Annotated in this window: 14 protein-coding genes; 7 read left to right on the top strand and 7 right to left on the bottom strand. The window is 71.1% G+C overall.

Annotated elements, in window-relative coordinates; genetic code table 11:
- Positions 1-3: 3 nt before the first annotated feature.
- The 5 genes from ACFVS9_RS23585 to eccE all read right to left on the bottom strand — a co-directional run bounded on the left by ACFVS9_RS23585 (position 4) and on the right by eccE (position 7,597).
- Positions 4-1,878 carry an ABC transporter substrate-binding protein gene (locus ACFVS9_RS23585; RefSeq protein ID WP_389935143.1) on the bottom strand — a complete coding sequence of 625 codons (1,875 nt, stop codon included), beginning with the start codon at positions 1,876-1,878 and terminating at the stop codon, positions 4-6.
- Between the two features lie 196 nt (positions 1,879-2,074).
- Complete coding sequence (locus ACFVS9_RS23580) at positions 2,075-4,897, bottom strand: SCO5717 family growth-regulating ATPase (protein ID WP_389935140.1); 2,823 nt, start codon at positions 4,895-4,897, stop codon at positions 2,075-2,077.
- A gap of 347 nt (positions 4,898-5,244) precedes the next feature.
- Positions 5,245-5,478, bottom strand: coding sequence for a DUF397 domain-containing protein (locus ACFVS9_RS23575; protein ID WP_351276327.1), 234 nt, complete (start codon positions 5,476-5,478; stop codon positions 5,245-5,247).
- 80 nt (positions 5,479-5,558) lie between these two features.
- Positions 5,559-6,269, bottom strand: coding sequence for a hypothetical protein (locus tag ACFVS9_RS23570; protein ID WP_389935137.1), 711 nt, complete (start codon positions 6,267-6,269; stop codon positions 5,559-5,561).
- Positions 6,266-7,597: a type VII secretion protein EccE gene (gene eccE, locus ACFVS9_RS23565; RefSeq protein WP_389935134.1), complete on the bottom strand. Its 1,332-nt coding sequence runs from the start codon at positions 7,595-7,597 to the stop codon at positions 6,266-6,268. Before eccE ends, ACFVS9_RS23570 begins: the two co-directional genes overlap by 4 nt.
- Positions 7,598-7,779: 182 nt before the next feature.
- Between eccE and eccB the strand changes: the two genes are divergently transcribed.
- The 7 genes from eccB (at position 7,780) to ACFVS9_RS23530 (ending at position 14,957) form a co-directional block, all read left to right on the top strand.
- Complete coding sequence (gene eccB / locus ACFVS9_RS23560; RefSeq protein ID WP_383116882.1) at positions 7,780-9,306, top strand: type VII secretion protein EccB; 1,527 nt, start codon at positions 7,780-7,782, stop codon at positions 9,304-9,306.
- 11 nt (positions 9,307-9,317) lie between these two features.
- Entirely contained in the window at positions 9,318-10,574 is a 1,257-nt protein-coding gene (mycP, locus tag ACFVS9_RS23555; protein WP_389935131.1) for a type VII secretion-associated serine protease mycosin, read from the top strand.
- A gap of 139 nt (positions 10,575-10,713) precedes the next feature.
- Positions 10,714-11,223, top strand: coding sequence for a hypothetical protein (locus tag ACFVS9_RS23550; protein ID WP_389935128.1), 510 nt, complete (start codon positions 10,714-10,716; stop codon positions 11,221-11,223).
- Positions 11,223-12,875 carry a hypothetical protein gene (locus ACFVS9_RS23545; protein ID WP_389935125.1) on the top strand — a complete coding sequence of 551 codons (1,653 nt, stop codon included), beginning with the start codon at positions 11,223-11,225 and terminating at the stop codon, positions 12,873-12,875. The genes ACFVS9_RS23550 and ACFVS9_RS23545 overlap by 1 nt, the downstream gene beginning before the upstream one ends.
- 25 nt (positions 12,876-12,900) lie before the next feature.
- Positions 12,901-14,160, top strand: coding sequence for a S8 family serine peptidase (locus tag ACFVS9_RS23540; protein ID WP_389935122.1), 1,260 nt, complete (start codon positions 12,901-12,903; stop codon positions 14,158-14,160).
- 77 nt (positions 14,161-14,237) lie between these two features.
- Positions 14,238-14,591 carry a WXG100 family type VII secretion target gene (locus ACFVS9_RS23535; protein WP_383116877.1) on the top strand — a complete coding sequence of 118 codons (354 nt, stop codon included), beginning with the start codon at positions 14,238-14,240 and terminating at the stop codon, positions 14,589-14,591.
- Positions 14,592-14,657: 66 nt separating this feature from the next.
- Entirely contained in the window at positions 14,658-14,957 is a 300-nt protein-coding gene (locus ACFVS9_RS23530; protein ID WP_383116876.1) for a WXG100 family type VII secretion target, read from the top strand.
- 243 nt (positions 14,958-15,200) lie between these two features.
- On the opposite strand, the gene ACFVS9_RS23525 is transcribed toward ACFVS9_RS23530, so the two are convergent.
- Together ACFVS9_RS23525 and eccCa are read right to left on the bottom strand one after the other, a co-directional pair.
- On the bottom strand, positions 15,201-16,271 hold the full coding sequence (locus tag ACFVS9_RS23525; protein ID WP_383118777.1) for a (+)-(1(10)E,4E,6S,7R)-germacradien-6-ol synthase: 1,071 nt from the start codon (positions 16,269-16,271) through the stop codon (positions 15,201-15,203).
- Positions 16,272-16,874: 603 nt separating this feature from the next.
- The gene (gene eccCa / locus ACFVS9_RS23520) at positions 16,875-20,843 is read right to left on the bottom strand and encodes a type VII secretion protein EccCa (protein ID WP_389935118.1); all 3,969 of its coding nucleotides are present in this window, start codon (positions 20,841-20,843) and stop codon (positions 16,875-16,877) included.
- Between the last annotated feature and the right edge of the window lie 120 nt (positions 20,844-20,963).

Here is a 20,963-nt window from a genome sequence, read left to right as displayed (position 1 = left end):
GGACTATTCACGGTCTTCCGCGGTGGAACGACGACGCATGGCGAACAGCAGTCCGCCACCGGCGAGGACGACTACGGCGGCACCGACACCGATGAGGACCCCGGTGGAGCTGCCGCTGCCACCGGACGAACCGCCCGACGCACCGGCGGCCGGGACGGCCGACCACCAGCTCCAGTAACCGTCCTGACCGAAGATGTTGCCCGCGTCCGAGGGCATGGTCGTGATCGACTCGATCTGGTCGGTCCGGTAGGCCTCGACGGCATTCGGGTACGCCATGACGTTCATGTATCCCGTGTCGTACAGCCGTGACTCCATCTGCTTGACCAGGTCGGCCCGTTTGGCGGGGTCGTATTCGGCCAGCTGCTTCGCGTAGAGCTCGTCGTACCGCTTGTCGCAGATGAAGTTGTCGGTCGCGGCGGACTCCTTCGGCTCGGCGGGGAGCGCGGCGCAGGTGTGGATCGACATGACGAAGTCGGGGTCCGGGTTGACGGACCAGCCGTCGAAGGCGAGGTCGTACTCACCGGAGTACCAGGGGTCGGAGACGTTGTCCCGGCAGTCGACCTCCAGACCGATGCCGAGGTCGCCCCACCACTCCTGGAGGTACTTGCCGATCGCCTTGTCGTTGGGGTCGGTGGCGTGGCACAGGATGCGGAGGTCGAGGGGCCTGCCGTCCTTGCCGGTGCGCTTGCCCGCGCCGTTCTTCCGGTAGCCCGCCTCGTCCAGCAGGGCGGCGGCCTTCGCCGGGTCGTGGGCGAGCTTCTGTCCGGCGGAGGGCTTCCAGAAGTACGAGTCGTAGCGCGGCGGGATGTAGCCCTCGCCCTCCACCGCGTAGCCCTGGAAGACCTTGTCGATGATGGCCGTGCGGTCCACCGCCATGAACAGCGCCCGGCGGACCTTCTGGTCCAGCAGCGCCGGGTGCCCGTCGCCGAACTTCTCGCCGTCCCTGGTCCGCGCGCCGGGGTTGGTGGCCAGCGCGTAGAAGCGCCGGCCGGGGGCGTCGTTCACCTTGATGTGGTCGGCGGTCTTCAGCGACGCGGCCTGAGCGGGCGTCAGCCCGGGGCTCCCGGCGACGAAGGAGACCTCACCCTTGCGGAGGGCGGCGACGGCCGCGTCCTGGTCCTTGTAGTACCGGAAGACGAGCTCGTCGAACTTGGGGGCGCCCCGCCAGAAGTCCTTGTTGGCCTTCAGCTTCACATAACTGTCGACCTTGTAGTCCGTCAGGATGAACGGCCCGTTGCCGACGATCGGGAACTTCGTGTCGTTGTTGAACTTCGAGAAGTCCCCGACCTTCTCCCAGACGTGCTTGGGCACGATGGGCACGTCCAGCGCCGTCATCGTCGCCTGGGGCTGCTTCAGTTTCACGACCAGCTTGTCCGGAGCGGGCGCGGTCACCTTCTCGAAGTTGCCGACGAAGCTGCCGTTCGAGGTGGCGGCCCCCTCGTCGGTCATCATCGTGTCGAGGGTCCACGCCGCGTCCTCGGCGGTGACCTTTCGGCCGTCCGACCACTTCGAGTCCGACCGGATGGTGTAAGTCCAGGTCAGCTTGTCCGGCGAGGACTCCCACGCGGTGGCGAGCCCGGGGACCGTGTGGCTGTCCTTGGCGTCGTAGTTGGTGAGGTAGTCGTACATCAGCCGGTGGATGCTCGTGGAGAGCAGCCGCTGCGCGAGGAACGGGCTCAGGGAGTCGACGCTCTGCGCGACCGCGACCGTCAGGGTCGTCTTCCCGCCGGCGGCCGCGGCCTCCTGCGGGGCCGGGCCGAACGGGTTCCCGGGGACGACCGAGCCGGCGGCCAGCGCCAGGGCGGCGGCTCCGGCGGCGAGGAGGGTGCGCGGACGGCCGCGGGGGCGGGAGGGGCGTGGAGGGAATCTTGTGACCATGGACGTGGACCTCGCGTCAGACTCGCACGGTGAAGGCGGGCAGATCTCTGGTTCGCCAGCTGGTGAAGCGAAGGTTTATCAGCGGCGGTCGAGCCGCGTCAACGGTCCGCCAAACCGCGTGTGGTCTGCGGGAATGCGACGAGGGCCCGCACCGTGGGGACGGTGCGGGCCCTCATTGGTTTAGACCTCTACGGCCTCACTGCTGAGGCGCCGGCGGCTGCTGCGGGGGCTGTTGCTGCCAGCCCGCGGGCGGAACGGGGCCTCGCAGTTCGGCCTGTCCCGGCTGATGTGCCTGGCCATCGTGGTGCGCGGGCGGCTGGGGCGGCGCGGCGGGACTCCCGCCGGGCTGCGCGGGGGAGGGCTGCTGCTGCCAGGCGTTGCCCGGTGCGCCGTGGCCGGGGTACGGCGGGTACGGCTGCGGTGCGGCGGCCTGCTGCTGTCCCCCGTACGGCTGCGGCCCGCCGTAGGGCGGCTGCCCCCCGTACGGCTGCTGGGGCGGGTAGGGCTGCTGCGGCTGTCCGGGGTACGGCTGGCCGGGCTGCGGCGGCCCGCCGTACGGCTGCTGCCCCGGCACCTGCTGACCGGGCGTCTGCTGACCCGGCATCGGCGGGGCGTACTGCGGCGGCGGGTTGCTGCCGTCCGCCGTCCACAGCCCCTGCTGCTGCTGGGCCCGCTGGAAGTCCTCGGCGACGAGCGCGGAGAGGTTGAAGTAGGCCTCGCGGGTCTTCGGGCGCATCATGTCGAGGTCGACCTCGGCGCCTGCGGCCAGGTGCTCGTCGAAGGGCACGACCACCACACCGCGGCAGCGGGTCTCGAAGTGCTGCACGATGTCGTCGACCTTGATCATCTTGCCGGTCTCGCGGACACCGGAGATGACGGTCAGCGAACGCCGCACCAGTTCGGCGTAGCCGTGCGCCGACAGCCAGTCCAGCGTCGTGGACGCGCTGGATGCACCGTCGACGGACGGCGTCGAGATGATGATGAGCTGGTCGGCGAGGTCCAGCACGCCACGCATCGCGCTGTAGAGCAGGCCGGTGCCCGAGTCGGTCAGGATGATCGGGTACTGCTTGCCCAGGACGTCGATCGCCCGGCGGTAGTCCTCGTCGTTGAAGGCCGTGGAGACGGCCGGGTCCACGTCGTTGGCGAGGATCTCCAGACCGGAGGGCGCCTGCGAGGTGAAACGGCGGATGTCCATGTACGAGTTGAGGTACGGGATCGCCTGGACCAGGTCGCGGATGGTCGCCCCGGTCTCGCGGCGCACCCGGCGGCCGAGCGTTCCGGCGTCCGGGTTGGCGTCGATGGCCAGGATCTTGTCCTGCCGCTCGGTGGCCAGGGTCGAACCGAGCGCGGTGGTGGTCGTCGTCTTGCCGACCCCGCCCTTGAGGCTGATGACCGCGATCCGGTAGCAGGACAGCACCGGCGTACGGATCAGCTCCAGCTTGCGCTGCCGCTCCAGCTCCTCCTTCTTCCCGCCCAGCTTGAAGCGCGAGGCGGACGACGGGGTGCGGCTGCTCTTGGCCTTCTGCTTGCCGCGGACCAGCCGGTCCGAGGACAGCTCCACGGCGGCCGTGTAACCGAGGGGCGCGCCCGGCACCGAGCGCTCGCGCTGATCATGGGTGACCGGCGTCGGCCACGCGGCCCCGGTGCGCGGGTCCACGGGCGGGGCCTGGGGCGCGGGAGGCTGCGGCCGGTAGGCGTCGGGCTGCTGCTGGACGGGCAGGTTCGGCGAGCCCGGGGCCGGCTGCTGCGGGGGGAGCGGGGCTCCCTGGGCGGGGAACTGCGGTGGCCCGCCCGCCTGTTGGGCCGGGAAGCCGGGCCCGCCCGGAGGCGGCACGGGCGGCTGGGGTGCGCCCTGGGCGGGAAGGTGCGGCTGCCCCTGAGGTGTCCGGGGGAAGCCGTAGCCCCCCTCCGGGGGTGTCTGCGGGAACCCGTGACCACCGTACGGAGCGGACGCGTGGGGCTGGACCGGGTGCTGGGGCGCGGGCTGCCCGGGCAGGGGCGGCGTCCGGTTCGGCGGGAATCCGTAGCCGCCGGGCCCCTCGGCGGCCGGGGCGGGCTGCTGCGCCGGCCACTGCGGGGCGGGCTGCGGTGCGCCCGGCTGCGGCGCGGCCGGCTGGAACGCGGGGGGCAGCGGCGGAAGGGCGCCCTGCGCGGGATTCGGCGACCACGGGGCCGGTGCGTCCTGAGCGGCGGCGTTCCCAGGCGTTCCGGCGGGGGGCGCGTCGGAGGGCGCCGCCGTCCCGTCGCGCGGCGCGTCGTCCGGCTCCGGTTCCCGGGATGCCGGGGCCGCCGCGGAGCCCACGGCTTCGCCGTCCGCCTCCGGCTCGTCGGCCGCTGCCCGCTCGGGCTCCGGCGCTGCGTCCGCCTCCGGTGCGGCGTCGCCGTCGTCCTCGGAGTCCTTCCCGCCCGCCGGAGCGGCCGGGACCTCGTGTCCGTCCGCGTCGTCCGCCTCCTCCGGTGCGCTCCCGGCCGCGCTCCCGGGCCGGGCGGAAGGAGGCGTGGGTCCTGCGGAGTCGTCGGAAGCGGACGAGGCCGCCTCGCGCTCGGCGATCTCCCGCTTCAGCGCGGCGGGGGAGAAGCGCATGGTCGCGCCGCTCTCCACGTCGCCGCCGTCGAACGGGCCGGACGTGCCGTGCGCGGCGTCCGGATCCCCGGGGCCCGGCGCGGACGAGGCCGGAGCCGGGGCGGCGGGAGCGGGTTCGGCGGCGGGGGAGGGCGGCTCGGCGGAGCCGGACCCCGCCGCTTCGGGCGCCGCGGCCGGAGCCGGACGCCAACCGGACTCGAACCCGCCGGGGACCGGTGGCCCCGGCACGGACAACGGAGCCCCCTGCGGCGGCGGAGGCGGTGCCAGGTGCGACCCGGCTCCTCCCGACGAGTCACCCGGCGCGTTCTGCGTGTACCAGGCGGGAGGGGTGTAGTCGATGGTGAACTCACCCGTCATCTCGGCGGGATCCGCGTCGGACGACTCGTCGACGGGCGTGTTCCATCCCCCGCTGATCTCGTCCCGATCGCCGTTCACTTTGCCTCCTGGTGTGGTCGAGCACCCTTGTGCCGTGGTGGGTGGGGGCGACCGTTCCCGTCGTCCGGTCCGCCCGGCTCTCCCCCTTGCGACGCGCAGTGCCTGCCCGCAGGTTCCTCTGCCGCGCCCCTACCCACCCTAATCGCCATGGGGCGCCCTACGGCAGGCCGTATCGCCCAACGGCGCCTGTCCCGTGGGTCACGTACGGCCCTGAGCGGAACCGGTGCGGCGCAAGACGGAGACGAATACGGCGGATGGAGGAGAAAGGGGTCATTCCCCGCGCACCGGGAGGAGGCCGCGGGCGCGGAGTGGGGGCGGCGGTCCCGGACGGCCGCCCCCACCCACGCTCAGGTGAGGTCGAACTCGCCGTCACGCGCGCCCAGTACGAACGCACGCCACTCGGCCTCCGTGTAGCGCAGCACGGTCTCCGGGTCCAGCGACGAACGCATGGCGACCGCACCCCCGGGGAGGTGGGCGATCTCGACGCGTTCCTCGACGTTCTCGGTACCGGGCGCGCTCAGCCACTCCACATCCGAGATGTCGAGAGCGTAGAGCTCGTCCTTTTCCTGCTGGGTGCCCATGCGCACGTCCCTTCGGTCGAACCTGTCCGTTCCCTGGCCATGATCCTGAAAAGCGGCGGGTCCGGGGGGCAAACGGGGATTCAGTCCATCCTGCGGGCGGTGCCCAGCAGTCCGGTCTCCACATCCGTCGCACCCGTCATCACCCAGTGGCGGTCCCGGCCCGCGACCCAGAGCGTGACACCGTCCGCGAGAGTGGGCAGGGCCTCGCTCTCCGCCTGCGAGAGCCCGAGGATCCGGCCGATCTGCTCCGCCTCGGCGGGCGACACCCGCTGGACACCCACCAGCGTCGCCGCCCGCATCAACCGGGGCGCCACCGGGCTCAGATAGGGCAGCAGCGTCAGCACCGACTGCCACGGCGAGGACACCACCCGGCCGCGGGGCGGACGCATACCGCAGTCACGCACCACCACGACCGGACTGCCCACGGTCGCTCCGGTCGGAGGGACCCGGCCCACGTCGTGGAGCGAGACGCACTCCAGACCGGCGCCCGCCGCCTGCGCCAGCGGGGTCCACGCCTGGGTGCGGCCCGTCTCGACCGCCACCCGCGCACCCGTGGCGGCCGCACGCAGCGCCAGCACCTGCGCGGTCCACAGGCCCCCGATCAGCAGGACGTCGTACGGCACGGGCCGGTGGAACCCGATCATCTGGGGGCGTCCCTCGGCGTCGTCGCCGATGATCACGCCGTCGTCCCCCACCGGCAGCGACAGCGCGCCCAGGTGGTCCGCCGCCAGGGTGTGGCCGGCGTGACGGGGACCCAGCAGGCCCCGCCTCGGAGCGATGTACCTCGTCACTGCGCGCCTCCCAGCGGGAGCGTGGCCAGGACACCCGGCAGCTGCTCACGGTCCAGACGAACGAGGCCGACCTCGGCATGCCGTGCGGCCTGCTCCAACGTCCTTCGTACGCCCACCAGTTCGGTGTCCGAACCGCCGGTGATCCGCACATGGCCGCGTACGGACACATGGCCCTGGTGCCCGCCGCGGCGCACCGTCAGGCTGAACGTCGTCGCGTACGCGGGGACCGAGGTCAGCAGCGACACGAGCCGGGGGAGCGGGGTCGCGCCCCGGCCCAGTTCGGGCCAGCGGTCCACCGCGTAGGTGGTGTGCCAGCGGTCGTCGCAGCGCCAGACCCGCGTGGTCTCCGTCGTGCGCCGCTGCGGCGCGGTGTCCGCGCGACCGGCGCGCGCCGACAGGATGGGACTGGCGCACGCGGACGTCGCCACCGCGGAGTTCAGCTCCTCCTGGTCCAGCACCACGGCGCGGAACCCCGCGCCGGTGATCCGGCTCGCCACGTGGTCCGCGACGCGCACCAGGCAGCGCTGCGCCCCTCCCATGCCGCCGCCGCGGGCCTCCACGGCCTCCCGGCACAGCTCCGGGTCCAGCTTGACGGCCACCCAGGTCATCCGCAGCGCGGGCGCCCCGGTCCGGTCCTGGAGGGGACCGTACGACAGCCGGGCCACCGACCGCTCCGGCAGATGCGGCGCCGGGGCGGGCCGTACCTGCTGCACGAGCTGCGCGGACTCCAGCACGATGTCGTCCACCGCGAGCGCGTCCCCCAGGAGGGACAGCGGAAGCGCCCGGGCCCCCTGCGCCCGGCGCAGCGACTCACCGCTCGCCTCGACCCGTACGACCGCGGTCAGGAACGTGCCGTCCCCGACCATGCCCACCGTGCGGCGGGCGCCGTCCACATAGATGTACGGAGCGAATCCCGGCACGTTCTCCGCCACCGGGGCCAGCTGCGGCTCGGTCTCGGCGGGGGGAGCCTCCGCGGTCCGCCTGCGACGGCGCAGGGACGACACGGTGGACAGCCAGTCCTGAACGGCCCGGCCCCGGCGGCGTACCACGGCCAGCAGGATCAGCAGACAGGCGATCACTCCGGCGGGGATCATCCACGCACCGCCGAGTGCCGCGCCCACCACGGCGACCGCCAGGGCCGCCTCGACGAGCACCATCTGCCGCAGCGCGGGGCCGACGCGGCCGGTCCGCGAGATCGAGTGGAGGGTGGTCGCGGCAGGGGCGTCCGCGGGCTGGGTTCCGTCCGGCCCGTTGCTGCGTTGCCGGCGGGAAGGGCCGGGCGTTCGGTGGGCGGACCGCCTTGCGCGCTCCCCCGTCGCTGCACCCATCGCCGCGTTGCCCCCTCGTGTCCGTAATCGCCATTTTTTGCACGGGCGTTGACCGGGCGATCACCCTACCTGAGGGGTGAGAGCCAAGTGCCAACAGGCATAGTAGGGCTCCCGGTCGGGGCACCGGCCCGCGGACGGTGTGGGAACCTGGTCGCCCACCGGGGAGAAGGGGCAGCGCGCACATGGCATCACGGCGGGACGAACTCAATGCCTACACCTTCGCGAAGCGGAGGTTGGTCGCACAGTTCCTGCAGCCCCACCCGTCGGGCTCGGAAGAGGGCGCGCCGCGTCCGCTTCGCGCGGTGGTCCCCGGAATGGTCGTCGGCGCGGTCGTCCTCGCGGTGTTCGGAGCCTGGGGGATGTTCAAGCCCGTGGCACCCCAGAAGTGGGACACCCCCTACGAGAACGTCATCATCGCCAGCAAGTCCACCACCCGCTACGTGGTGCTGAAGACCGACGGCAAGACACAGCTCCACCCGGTGCTGAACATGTCCAGCGCCAAACTCCTCCTCGCCCCCGACAAGGGCACCGTCATCAACGTCGACGAATCGGTCCTCGACAGCGGCAGGATCCCGCACGGGGCGACGCTCGGCATCCCGTACGCCCCGGACCGCCTCCCCGACCGGGCCGAGGCCGGCTCCGCCAAGCGCTGGGCCGTCTGCGAGAGGCCCGGAGAGGGCGGCAGGGCGATACAGAAGGCGGCCTTCCTCTTCGCCGAACGCGAGCAGGACAAGACGGAGGGCAGGAGCAAGCTGCGCGGCGGCGAGCTCATGTACGTCGAGGGACCGGACAGGACCCGTCACATCGTGGACGCCTCCGGCAAGGCGTACGCGGTGGAGAAGGACGAACTGCTGCTGCGCACCCTGGTCGACCAGGGCCGGGAGCCCCAGCGGGTCTCCGCCGACTGGCTGGCCACCCTGCACACCGGGGACCCGGTCACCTTCCCCACCGTCGAGGGAACGCCCGGTGCCGACGCGGCTGCGCCGGGGAAGCTCCAGCCCGAGGACAACAAGGTGGGCATGGTCCTCGCGGCCACCTCGGGCACGAGGACCCAGCAGTACGTCGTCCTGCCGGGCAGGGTCGCCCCGGTCTCCGACTTCGTCGCCAGACTCCTGCTGAGCAGCCGCGCCCTCGTCGGCCTCGGCCAGGACGGCAAGGCGAAGTCCGTCAGTGCGGGAGCGTTCGAGCCCGGCGCCGCCTTCGGCGAGGAGAGGGACTGGCCCACCAGCGGGCCGGATCCCGTCAACTCCGCCGACACGGCCGGCGGAAGCCGCAACACCGTGTGCAACGTCCTGCGCGGGGTCTCCGGGAAGGACGGCACCGCAACGCTCAGCACCTGGGCGGGCACGGGTTTCCCCGCCACGCTCCCCACCGGCTCCAGCAGCGCCTACGTCACCCCCGGATCCGGCCAGCTCTTCCGCCAGTTCAAGGGGGCGAGCCCCGACTCGGGCCCCCTCTTCCTGGTGACCGACACCGGCCTGCGCTACGCGATGCAGTCCAACGGCGACAGCGTGCAGGACGACGCCGGCATCGGTGAGTCCGGTACGAAGAAGGAACGGGAGCAGGCCCAGCAGGAGGCGCAGCAGGCGCAGAACCGGCTCGGGTACAAGGACGTCGACCCCGCACCCGTCCCCGCCGCCTGGTCCACCTTCCTGCCGACGGGACCGCGCCTGTCGACCGGCGCCGCCCGCCAGCCGCAGGGCTCGTGAGGAGCGACGACGTGACGACGTACCCCTCCCCCCGCCCCCTCGGCCGGCGGCTGCTGACGACCGCGGCCGCCACCGGCGTCGTCCTCGTCACCCTGCCGGTGCTCCCGGCGGCCGCGGACGACTCGACGCAGTGCACCTTCCCCTCGAAGCAGTACGCGGGCCGCCCCTGGGCCCTGCAACGCGTGCTGATGGACGAACTGTGGGAGCAGTCCACCGGCAAGGGGGTGCGCGTGGCGGTGATCGACACCGGTGTGGACGTCAGGAACCCGCAGCTGACGAAGGCCGTGGACGCGGGCAGCGGGCGCAACCTGATGGCCAAGAACCTCAAGGACGACAACGGCGGCAAGCTGGAGCGCGGCAAGGAGAACGGCACCACCGACCTGGTCGGCCACGGCACCAAGGTCGCCGGGATCATCGCCGCCCGCGCGGCGAAGGGCACGGGCTTCACCGGCCTGGCTCCCGACGCCACGATCATCCCGATCCAGCAGAACGACGCCGAGGGCCACGGCACCGCGGACACCCTGGCGGACGCCATCCGCTACGCCGCCGACCAGGCCGGCGCCGACGTCATCAACATCTCCCAGGACACGGCCGACGCGGTCAGGCCCACGGACCGGCTGGAGCAGGCCGTGAAGGCCGCCCTGGCCAAGGAGATCGTCATCGTCGCCTCCGCCGGCAACGACGGGCTGGGCGGAAACGTGAAGGAGACCTACCCCGCCTCCTACGACGGCGTCCTGGCCGTCGCCGCGTCGGACCGCAACAACGAACGGGCGGCCTTCTCGCAGTCCGGCGAGTTCGTGGGCGTGGCCGCCCCCGGCGTGGACATGATCTCCACGGTTCCCGGCGGGGGGCACTGCGCCGACAACGGCACCAGTTTCTCGGCGCCCTACGTCGCGGGGGTCGCGGCCCTCATCAAGGCCAAGCACAAGGACTGGACGCAGAAGCAGATCGTCGCCCAGATCGAGCAGACGGCCGAACGCTCCGTCGCGGGCCACGACCGCCTGGTCGGGTGGGGCGTCATCGACCCGGTGCGCGCCCTGACCGAGGACGACAAGCCCATCGAGACGCCGGTGGCGAACGAGGGTGTGAGCAGGGGCGAAGCCCCGGTGCCCGCCGCGCTCCACCTCGGCGAGACCGCTGACGAGCGCAACGCCCGGCTCGCGACCTACGTCGTGGTCGGAGGCGCAGTCCTGGTGGCGGCCATCGCCGGGGCGGCCGTGGCCGTACGCGACAGGCAGCGGCGCCGGGGCCGGCCGAGCGGCGCGTGAGGGGCCGGTGGCGCGTGGCGTCCGGTGGTGCGAGGGCCCGGTGGCGGGGGGCGTCCGGAAGTCACGTGATGGACAAGACGGTTGGTCATGTCAGTGCCATTGGCTACAGTGAAGTGATGGGCCAGACCTGTTCACGTGGATGCGAAAGCAACGTGAAACGGACTGTGCAAACGGGGAATCGGGGGAAGGCAGCGGCGTGGCCAAAGAAAAAGGGGATCTGCGTAAGGGTGTAGGAGCCCTGGAGAAGTTCCAGAAGAGCGTGAACGCGTTGCTGGCGGAACTCGAGAGTTCACCGGCCGGCAAGTCGAAGGTCGCGGCACAGGCGGTGTCGCGTTCCTCCTTGAGTGGCCAGAACACATGCTTCGCGGAAGCGGATGGGCTTTACACCCAGTACAACCGTGTACACGAGTCGCTCGTCACGCTCTCGAAGTCGCTGGGCGACCAGATCGAGTACCTGAGCCTCGGGGTGCACGCGGCGGCCGTCGGCTTCGACAACGTGGACGACGACACGCGGCGCCGGTTCTACGAGATCCAGGCGGACCTGGACGCGGAGCACGAGAAGGCGCGCGGCGAGAAGCCGACCCGTCCTGAGCAGCCGCGTTCCGACGGCAAGACCGGCTCTGCCTACGACGACTTGGGTGATAGCTGATGAGCGATGACAAGCAGCCGCAGCCGGAGCTGACTCCCGCGGAACAGCAGCAGCAGGACCAGCAGCGCGTACACGGGCAGTTGATCGTCACGGACGTCAACCGCCAGATCCGGAACGTGATGGAGGTGTTCGGCTTCGGGGGCGGTACCTCGGGGCGGACCTCCTTCGAGGACCACGAGCTCAACACCATGATCGACCTGATCCGGGACTCGAATCCGGAGCACCTCGAGGACGCGGGCCAGGCCCTCCTCAAGGCGAGGACCGCGATCACGAACGCCGCGGGGGAGCTGGGCGACTTCATCGAGGCCGTCGACTGGGAGGGCGAGTCAGGAGTCGCCTTCCGCGAGTGGGGCAAGGGCCTGGTCGCCCACGCCGAGAAGCTGGGCGAGTTCGCACAGGCGGCCGGCACCCAGATCACGGTCGCCGGCACGGGCCTCGCCTCGGTCCGCAACTCCCTTCCGCCGCGCGACACCCGGCTGGTCCGCAGGATTCCCGAGGAGATCGAAGCCCCGAAGCGGGTCGAGGGCAACCCGGAGTACGAGGCGGCGCTGAAGGTCGAGAAGCACCGTCAGGAGGCCATCAACCAGGCGAACCGACTGGCTTCGTACTACGCCGTCTCGGAGGAGACGCTGGCGGCTCAGGAACCGCCGCGGTTCGAGAAGAAGCTTGATGTCGCCATGCCCCGGCCGCAGGGTTACGGACGCGAGGGTGAGGAGTCGGGCTCCTCGCCTTACAGGAATTCGGGGTCGTCGGGCAGCGATGCCTCCGGAGGCGTGTCGAGGCACACGGTGTCCGGCAGCCGGAGCTCCGCAGGAGACGGCCAGGGCTACGAGGCGCCGGTTGCCGTGGCACAGGTGCCGGACAAGAGCGTGTCCACCGAGATCAACACCGTTGCCGCTCCGCCCGCCCCGGTGACCACCACAGGGGCCCCGCCGCAGCCGACCCCGAGCCCCGCGGTGTCGGGCGGAGTCCCGAATCCGCCTGTGCCGACCGGTCTCGTGAATCCGGTGAAGTCCAGCTCGAAGGGGGCTCAAGGGCCAGTGGGCGGGCCACGGCCGGTGGGCGGGAGCCGGGCGACCGGCCCTGCCGGGAGTGGTCCGGTTGCGAACGGTCGCTCCGGACCTCCGGTGGGTCGCCCGTCGCCCGTGAACGGTGGCACGGCCTCGGGGAACGCCGGACGAGCGGGAGCCGGAGCGCAGTCTCCCGCCGCCGGCCGGTCGGGCGTCACCGGTGGCAGACCCATGGCCGCGGGTCATGGCGGTGCGTCCGGAAGCACCGGTCCGCGGGCCGGCCGGGCCGGGATCGTGGGCGGGACTCCGCAGCGCGCCACGGGTACGCCGGGGCAGGCCCGGGGGGTCCCGCGAGGCACGGTCATCGGAGCCGGCGGAACGGCCGGTGCCGCCAAGCCTGGCGGCCGGGGCACTCCCAGTACCAGAGGCGTCGTCGGCACACCGCGCGGTGGTTCGGGTCCTGCTTCAGGCACCAAGGGCTTCACGGCGGGTGGCGCGGGTCTTGTGCGCGGCCCGGCCGGCCGCAAGGACTCCCGGGACGAGGAACAGGACGACGGCACGCCGCGTCCGGACTACCTCGTGGAAGACAGGGAGACGTGGGAGGCCGGCCGGCGTGGAACCGCACCACCGGTGATCGAGTAGGTACAGGGAAGGTTCGGAAGTCAGGATGACAGCAGGAATGAGCCAGACCCGAAAGCGCCGCACCCCTCTCGGAGCGAGAGGGCGCCTGCTCGGCACGATGGCTGTGGCTGCCGCCTGGAGTGTGGGATTCGTGGGGGCCGCTCCCCCCGCAGGTGCCGTGGATGCGCAATCCAAGCAGTGGTACCTCGAACCCATGCATGCCGAAGAGATGTGGAAGACGACCACGGGTGAAGGCGTCACGGTCGCTGTCATCGATACGGGCGTCAACCCCGACACCCCTTCGCTGAAGGGGCAGGTGGTGAAAGGGCTCGACGCCACGGGAGCTGAAGGCGAGGAGACCGACGACTACAGCGGCCATGGCACGACCATGGCCGAGCTGATTGCTGGTACCGGCCAGGGCGGAGGACTGAAAGGCCTGGCACCAGGGGCGAAGATCATGCCGATGCGTGTCGCCGACGCCGAGTGGCAGACCAAGGAATCCCTGAATTCCCTGGATACGACGGACGCCATCAGGGCGGCGGCTGACAGCGACGCGAAGATCATCAGTATGTCGTTCGGCAACGATTTCAAGCTGGACCAGGAAATCGAAGCGGTCAAGTACGCCCAGAGCAAGGGAAAGCTCTTCTTTGCCGCTGTCGGGAATGAAGCCAAGAAGGGAAACAAGCCGGTGTATCCGGCTGCCTACCCGGAAGTCGTCGGTGTTGGTGCCACGGACCGGAACGGCGAGGCATCCGACACTTCCCAGCACGGGGATTTCGTGGATATCGCAGGTCCGGGTGAGGACCTCCCGCGCTGGTGCGACGAGAACTTCGAACGTTACTGTCAGGGCAACGGCGGAACCAGCGCCGCCACGGCCATCACGTCAGCCGCCGCCGCCCTGATCTGGTCCGCTCACCCGGACTGGACCGCCAACCAGGTCCTGAACGTCCTCTTCGACACCGCCGGCCGGGGTGACTGGGAAAAGGGCACGCTCAGCAACTACCTCGGGCACGGCATCATCCGCCCCGCCGTCAACATCCTCAAGGGCACGGGTGATCCCGGCGCCCCGGACGTCAGTCCTCTCACCCAGGAGAAGACGGCCGGCTCCACCGCCTCGCCCGCCGCGTCCGCATCAGCTTCGTCACAGCCCGAGAAGAAGGACAAGGCCGAGGACGCAGCCATGGCAGGCTCCAGCACGGAGAAGAGCGACGGCAGCCAACTGGGCCTGATCCTCGGCGGGGTGGCAGTGGTGCTCGTACTCGGTGGTGGCGCTTTCGCTCTCGTCCGCAAGCGCCGCACCGCCTGACCGACCGCAGTTCCTCACACGCACCTCCCGGCGGGAACGCCGGACCGAACAAGAGCACCAGGAAGGAAGCCAGCACCATGGCAGATCAGAAGCTTTCAGATGAGATGCTCCTCAAGCTCGAGGGCGAACTCACCAAGCGATTCGACTCCGTGAGGGGGCAGCTGAAGACGCTGCAGGGGACGATCGACAGCCTGGAAGGCGCGTGGAAGGGTATCGGCGCCAGCGCCTTCAACACCAAGCAGGCCGACATCAACCTGAAGATGGGCAACATCGCCACGCGGTTGGCCAACTTCCAGGAAGCGATCAAGGCGGCCCGGACCATTTCGGGCAACACCGAGGACGAGATCCGGCAGGCCCTGCAGGGCGTCGACGTCGTTCCCGGTCACTCGGCCGGCGCGGAGGCCAAGACCTCCGCCATCAACGCCCTCTGAGACCGAGCCGCCACCCGTACCAGGTACGGGCTCATCACACCGAACCAGACTGAACTGGAGGACCGTATGCCGACCAACGACGGCACGATGGTTGTCACTTACTCGAGCCTGGAGCAGGCCGCCGGTGACATCGACCGGCAGAGCAGGCAGCTTCAGGAAGACCTCGCGGCCATCAAGCGGATGGTCGCCAGCGCGTCCGAGCTGTGGGTGGGCGAGGCCAAGTCGGCCTACGACGCCGCACAGGCCGGCTGGGACCGTGACGCCACGGGCATCCACACGGCCCTGTCCGAGATCTCCCGCAAGGTGCGCGACGCCGGTACGTCCTACCACGCCGGTGACAAGCGCGCACGGGCCAACTTCGAGTAGGCCTCGGCGGACGGCCGACAGGTCAGGGTGGACACGCACGGGAGGTGCCCACCCTGACCTCTGTCGTGGGGCGGTCCGGGACCGTCCCACGACACCTGGCGCCGGGTTCGGCCCGGACGCCGCAACCGTTGCGCGGAGCACGTGACATGAGCCGGCGGCCGCGCGGTCGCCCCGCCCCCGCTGCCACCCGCGCGTGGACGGGTCCCGGCCCGGGCGGAGGACGGCCGGGGCCGCCACCGCACGTCAGTCCTTCAGCAGGGTCCACCACCAGGCGATGCTGGCGATCGGCAGCGGCTCGTCCGCTTCCCGCTCCTGGAAGGGGGCGGCGGCGCTGCCGGCGGGGAGGTCGGCCGGATTGTCCGGGTTGACGTAGCGGTGAGTGGTGAGGGACCAGTCGTAGTCGGCGCGGATCCAGGTGTCGCCGTCCGCGATCCAGCGGCTCAGTTCGGGGCCGGCGTCGTGCAGGATCTGGTCGCGGAGGCGGAGATAGAGGGCCATGGCGCGGGTGTGCATCATGGCGGTCTCGTTCACGGCCTCTTCGAGTGAGCAGCCCCGCTCGTACGCGATCAGGTCGACGATGTTGCCGTACCCGTCCTGACTGCGCTGGCGCTCCTTGTGGTACGAGACCAGGTCGTTGGACCAGCCGATGATCGCCGCGAAGACCTCGACGAAGGCCCGGACGTCGTGCCGCTCGTAGTCGGCCGCGGGGAGGTCGTATCCATGGATGATCTCGCTGAGGGTCGAGAAGATCTTGACCCCGGAGGAGTCCAGCCGGATGGCCAGGTGGTCGGAGAGGCTGGGGATCCGGTCGTGCGCGCTGTTGGCCGCCATCCAGATCTGGCCCTGGAGGTAGGCGCGGAAGCTGGCGGCCCAGCGGGCGGTCTGCACCGGGGTCGTCAGGTCGTCGAGGCGCAGGCGTAACTCCCGCAGTGCGGCACTGTAGTTGTCGTCGGCGGGAGCGGCCCACGGGACTTCGACGATGCGCTGAAGTCTGGTGATGATGAGCAGGGTCGCGTCCGGAGAGGCGGCCGCCGGCCCCTCGTCGCAGAATTCGTCGTCGAACGCGAAGAGCCACATCAGGAAGTCCGAGGTCCACTGCAGGCCTGCCAGGCGACCGGAGGGGGCGCCGCGGCTGGTGATCTCACCCACGGAGATGTGCGTCAGACGTTCGCGTTGCGCGCGGTCGGTGTAGAGGCCGAACCGATCGAGCCAGGCGGCCGAGCGTTCGTCGACCTCGCGCCAACTCGGGTGGATCCCCGAGGGGAGCGGAACCCACAGCTGAGGGATCTTCGGCGCTGGAGCTGCGGAGGTCATGTACCACCCTTTCGCATGTACTTTTCAATCCCCTGAGTCCCGGAAGTTAGCAAGGTGTAGGGGGAACGGGTACAGCCGATTCAAGCCGCGTTGACCTACGTGCCGGTATCCGTTCCAGCGTTGGCACCGGGGGTCTCTCCACGTCTCCGGCGCCCGTGAGGGGCACGATAGTGGTTGATCACACCGTTTTTGCGGTTGATCGCCCTCGGGGCGTGGTTGGCCCGAAAGTGCCTCTTGTCAGTTCAGGATTCACCAATTTCGCGGTGGAGGGCCCGGGTTCCGCCGATGCTGACCCACGGAAGGGATCGGTCCGCCGTTCCCGGCGGGTTGACGCCGGCGCGGCCGTCCGCGCCCGGTCGGCGGCGCCGGACCGGAGGCCCGCTCCCTCACACAGTTCCGGCCATAGGCCCCCCGCACGCGACCAGGCGTACGACCGGCGCCCCGCACACGCTCCAGGGCGCACGACCGGCGTCCGCGCGCGACCAGGTGGTGCACGACCGGCGCCCCCGCCCTCGTGCACACCCGGCGCCCCCGCACGCGGAAGCGGGCGGGCGGCGGAGTCCTCCGCCGTCACCGCCCGCCCCAGGACCAACCCCGTGACTCCTACCGGTCGCCGTCCACGAGCCCCGTCTGCACCAGCGGGTTGCCGCGTCGCCGGGTGACGAAGACACCGCGCCCCGGCGGCATCGGGCGCGGACGCACGTTGCCGAGGATGTCCCCCTCGATGGGGTCGCCGGAGAGCATCACGCCCTGCGCGCCCAGCTCCAGGATGCGCTGCATGAAGGGCTCGTACAGTGCGCGGCCCGCTCCCGCCGTGCTGCGGGCGATGATGAACCGCACGCCCACGTCGCGGGAGAACGGCAGCATCTCGGTGAGCTTGGACAGCGGGTTGCCGCTGGACGTCGAGACCAGGTCGTAGTCGTCGACGACCACGAACACCGTCGGGCCGCTCCACCAGCTGCGCTCGCGCAGTTCCTGCGCCGTGACCTCGGGCGAGGGCGTACGGCGCTTCATCAGGTTGTACAGCGCGTCCGCGTGGTGCTCCATGTTGTTGGACATGGGCACGTACTCCGCCAGGTGCGACGCGGGCGTGACGTCCAGGAGCGCCCGCCGGTTGTCGATGACGAAGAACTTGGCCGCGTTCCCGTCGTACCGCTCGGTCACCTGCTTGATGAGCAGGCGCAGCAGGTTCGACTTGCCGGACTCGCTCTCGCCGAACACCAGGAAGAACGGGTCCCGCTCGAAGTCGAGGAAGACCGGCTCCAGGTTGTTCTCGTCGATGCCGAAGGCGACCCCCCGCTCGGGCCGCGCGTGGCCCGCGGGCAGGTCGTGGACCGGGAGTTCCCTGGGCAGCAGCCGGACCGCGGGGGCGGGAGCCGCGGTCCAGTGCCGGGTGGCCTCCTGGTTCATGGCTGCCGTGGCCTCCGACAGGTCGCTGTCGGAGTTGATGCCGTCGATCCGCGGGACCGCCGCCATGAAGTGCAGTTTCTCGGGTGTGAGACCCCGCCCGGGCACGCCGGCCGGCACGTTGACCGCCGCCTTGCGGTCGAGTTCGGAGTCCATGACGTCACCGAGCCGCAGTTCGAGCCGGTTCATCAGGTGGTCCTTCAGGTTCGCCCGGACCTCCATCGAGCGCGACGCCGTGACGATCAGGTGGATGCCGTAGCCGAGGCCGCGCTGCGCGATGTCCACGGCCGCCGCTTCCAGCGCCTCGTAGTCCGTGCGGAAGTTGCCCCAGCCGTCGATGACCAGGAAGACGTCCCCCCACGGCTGGTCGGTCGCCGAGATGTCGCCGCGCGCCCGGAGCCTGCGGAAGGTGGCGATGGAGTCGATGCCCGCACTGCGGAAGTACTCCTCACGGCGCGCCATGATCCCGTACACCTCGGCGACCGTGCGCCGTACCCGCTCGGGGTCGAGCCGGGAGGCGACGCCTCCGACATGGGGCAGACCGGAGACCGAGGCCATGCCGCCGCCGCCGAAGTCCAGTCCGTAGAACTGGACCTCCTGGGGCGTGTGGGTGAGGGCGAACCCCGCGATGAGCGTGCGCAGCAGCGTCGACTTGCCCGACTGCGGGCCGCCGGTGATCTGCATGTGGCCGGCCGCGCCGGAGAAGTCCCGGTAGAGGGTGTCGCGGCGCTGCTCGTACGGCTTGTCGACCACGCCCAGCGGTACGACCAGGCGCCCCGAGCCCTCGAAACCGGGCTGGGTCAGCCCGCGGCCCTCGACGGCCGAGAGCCCCGGCAGGAGCTCGTCCAGCGACGGCGGGTTGTCCAGCGGAGGCAGCCACACCTGGTGCGCGGAGGCCCCACGGCCCTCCAGCCGGCGCACGATCACGTCGAGCACCGTGTCGGCCAGGGCGTCGTCCTCGGCCTTGCGCGCCTCGGGCACGCCGGCCTGCGCCGTCGGCTGCACGTAGCGCACCGGCACCGGGGCCGCGGTGAACACCACGGGCCTGCGGTCCACGGGCAGCGGACCGGAGGACGCGGCGGGCTGCGAGCCCGTGCGGTACACCCCGGAGACGTACGCCGCCTTGAAGCGCACCATCTCGTCCGTGCCGTACTTCAGATAGCCCGAGCCGGGAACGTTGGGCAGGTGGTAGGCGTCGGGTACGCCCAGCGCGGCGCGGGACTCGCCCGCGGAGAAGGTGCGCAGACCGATCCGGTACGACAGATAGGTCTCCAGGCCGCGCAGGCGGCCCTCCTCCAGGCGCTGCGAGGCCAGCAGCAGGTGGACGCCCAGCGAACGGCCGATACGGCCGATCTGGACGAACATCTCGATGAAGTCGGGCTTGGCCGTGAGCAGTTCGCTGAACTCGTCGATGACCAGGACGAGGGAGGGGATGGGCTGCAACGCGGCGCCCGCCGCACGCGCCTTCTCGTAGTCGTGGATGTTGGCGTAGTTGCCCGCGTCGCGCAGCATCTCCTGGCGGCGGTTGAGCTCACCGCTGATGGAGTCGCCCATGCGGTCCACGAGGGTCAGGTCGTCGGCGAGGTTCGTGATCACCGCCGCGACGTGGGGCATCTGCGCCATACCGGCGAAGGTCGCACCGCCCTTGAAGTCCGCGAGGACGAAGTTCAGCGTCTCCGAGGTGTGGGTGACGGCGAGGCCCAGCACGAGCGTGCGGAGCAGCTCGGACTTGCCGGAACCGGTGGCGCCGACACAGAGGCCGTGCGGCCCCATGCCCTCCTGCGCCGCCTCCTTCAGGTCCAGCATCACGGGGCTGCCGTCCTCGCCCACACCGATGGGGACCCGGAGCCGCTCCGCCTGGGAGCGGGCCCGCCAGGTCCGGCTCACGTCGACCGACGCGGCGTCACCGAGGTTCAGCAGGTCGGTGAACTCCAGGTTGGCGAGCAGCGGTTCGTCGTCGTCCCCGCCCGAGGCCACGTGGAGCGGGGCCAGCTGCCGCGCCAGTGCCTCCGCGGCCTCGTGGCTCAGCAGGTCGGGTACACCGTCGTACACGAGGCCGTGCCCGGACTCCAGTTGCAGCGAGTGCGGGTCCACCACGATGGAGAGACCGCCGCGCGCTCCGTTGACCTGGCCCGTGACGATCTCGACGACGGTGACGCCCTGCAGGCCCTCGGCCGACGCGAGCGCCGACGTCGCCGGCACGGACTCGCCGTCGAGCACGACGACGACGTGCGGCTGGTCGAGGACCGGCTGTCCGCCCGGCTGGAAGCGGGGGCGGCCCTCGAGGCGGCCCGCGAGCATCTCCTCCAGCTCCGCGACCCCCGTGGTGATCAGACGCCGGCTGCCCGCGCCGTCGGTGGAACCGTGCACCTGGACGTGCGGGAGCCACTTCGTCCACTCCCAGCGCGGAGCGGCGTCCCGGCCGGCCGCGACGGCGATGACCAGGTCCTCGGGGGAGTGCAGCGAGGCGAGCGCCCCCACCATCGCGCGGGCCGTGGCCCGCGCGGACTCCGCCTCACCACTGATCGTCAGGTGGTAGAAGGCACGGAGCGAGACCGCCATCGGCAGCCCGTCCAGCGTGCTGTGGGTCGTCAGGAACTGCTGCATCGCCCCGGCGGTCAGCGGCTCCAGCTCGTCGACCGGTGCCGTGTCGGGCGCGACGAGCGGGGTGGCCAGCTCCTGGCTGCCCAGGCCGATGCGCACGTGCGCGAAGTCCGCGTCCCCGACACGGCGCTCCCACACCCGGCTGCCCTCGGCGACGAGCGCCCACAGCTGCTCCGGGGAGGGGTGGAGGTAGAACTGCGCGTCACGCTGCTGCCGTGCGGTCCTCAGCACGGCGCGCCTGGTCTGCGTCAGGTACTTCAGGTAGTCGCGCCGCATGTCCGCGAGCTGGCCCTGCGTGCCGCGCCGGAAGCGGATGATCATCGAGATGGCCATGGCGACCGTCGACGCGATCATGACCATGCCCATGATCCGCATGATGGGGTTCGGCGTCATGAAGAAGAAGACGACGGAGCCACCCATACCGAGCATCGGCAGCAGCTGCATCATCACCCCCTCCTGCTGTCCGCGAGGCAGCTCGGGCGGAGGTTGCAACTGCACCTGCTCGCCCGGAACTTCGGAGGGCAGGGCCCGCGGTGGGCGCTTGACGACGATCTGGCTCACAGCTCACCAATTCCCTTGCCGGACGGAACTGTTCCTATCGGCGCCCCCGTGGCGACGGGTTCCGTACGCGGGAGGATCCTACTGGCGTACCCGGTCACCCGAGGGCGGTAGGGTGTCGCG

The organism is Streptomyces sp. NPDC058008, from assembly GCF_042886395.1.
Classification (GTDB): Bacteria; Actinomycetota; Actinomycetes; order Streptomycetales; family Streptomycetaceae; genus Streptomyces.
Note: the sequence above shows the minus strand (reverse complement) of the source record. Positions and strands in the feature narration are given on the sequence as shown.

Coding starts and splice junctions, on each gene's coding strand:
- ACFVS9_RS23585 (WP_389935143.1), bottom strand. CDS start 1,878: ATGGTCACAAGATTCCCTCCACGCCCCTCCCGCCCCCGCGGCCGTCCG.
- ACFVS9_RS23575 (WP_351276327.1), bottom strand. CDS start 5,478: ATGGGCACCCAGCAGGAAAAGGACGAGCTCTACGCTCTCGACATCTCG.
- eccE (WP_389935134.1), bottom strand. CDS start 7,597: ATGGGTGCAGCGACGGGGGAGCGCGCAAGGCGGTCCGCCCACCGAACG.
- eccB (WP_383116882.1), top strand. CDS start 7,780: ATGGCATCACGGCGGGACGAACTCAATGCCTACACCTTCGCGAAGCGG.
- ACFVS9_RS23550 (WP_389935128.1), top strand. CDS start 10,714: ATGCGAAAGCAACGTGAAACGGACTGTGCAAACGGGGAATCGGGGGAA.
- ACFVS9_RS23545 (WP_389935125.1), top strand. CDS start 11,223: ATGAGCGATGACAAGCAGCCGCAGCCGGAGCTGACTCCCGCGGAACAG.
- ACFVS9_RS23540 (WP_389935122.1), top strand. CDS start 12,901: ATGACAGCAGGAATGAGCCAGACCCGAAAGCGCCGCACCCCTCTCGGA.
- ACFVS9_RS23535 (WP_383116877.1), top strand. CDS start 14,238: ATGGCAGATCAGAAGCTTTCAGATGAGATGCTCCTCAAGCTCGAGGGC.
- ACFVS9_RS23530 (WP_383116876.1), top strand. CDS start 14,658: ATGCCGACCAACGACGGCACGATGGTTGTCACTTACTCGAGCCTGGAG.
- ACFVS9_RS23525 (WP_383118777.1), bottom strand. CDS start 16,271: ATGACCTCCGCAGCTCCAGCGCCGAAGATCCCTCAGCTGTGGGTTCCG.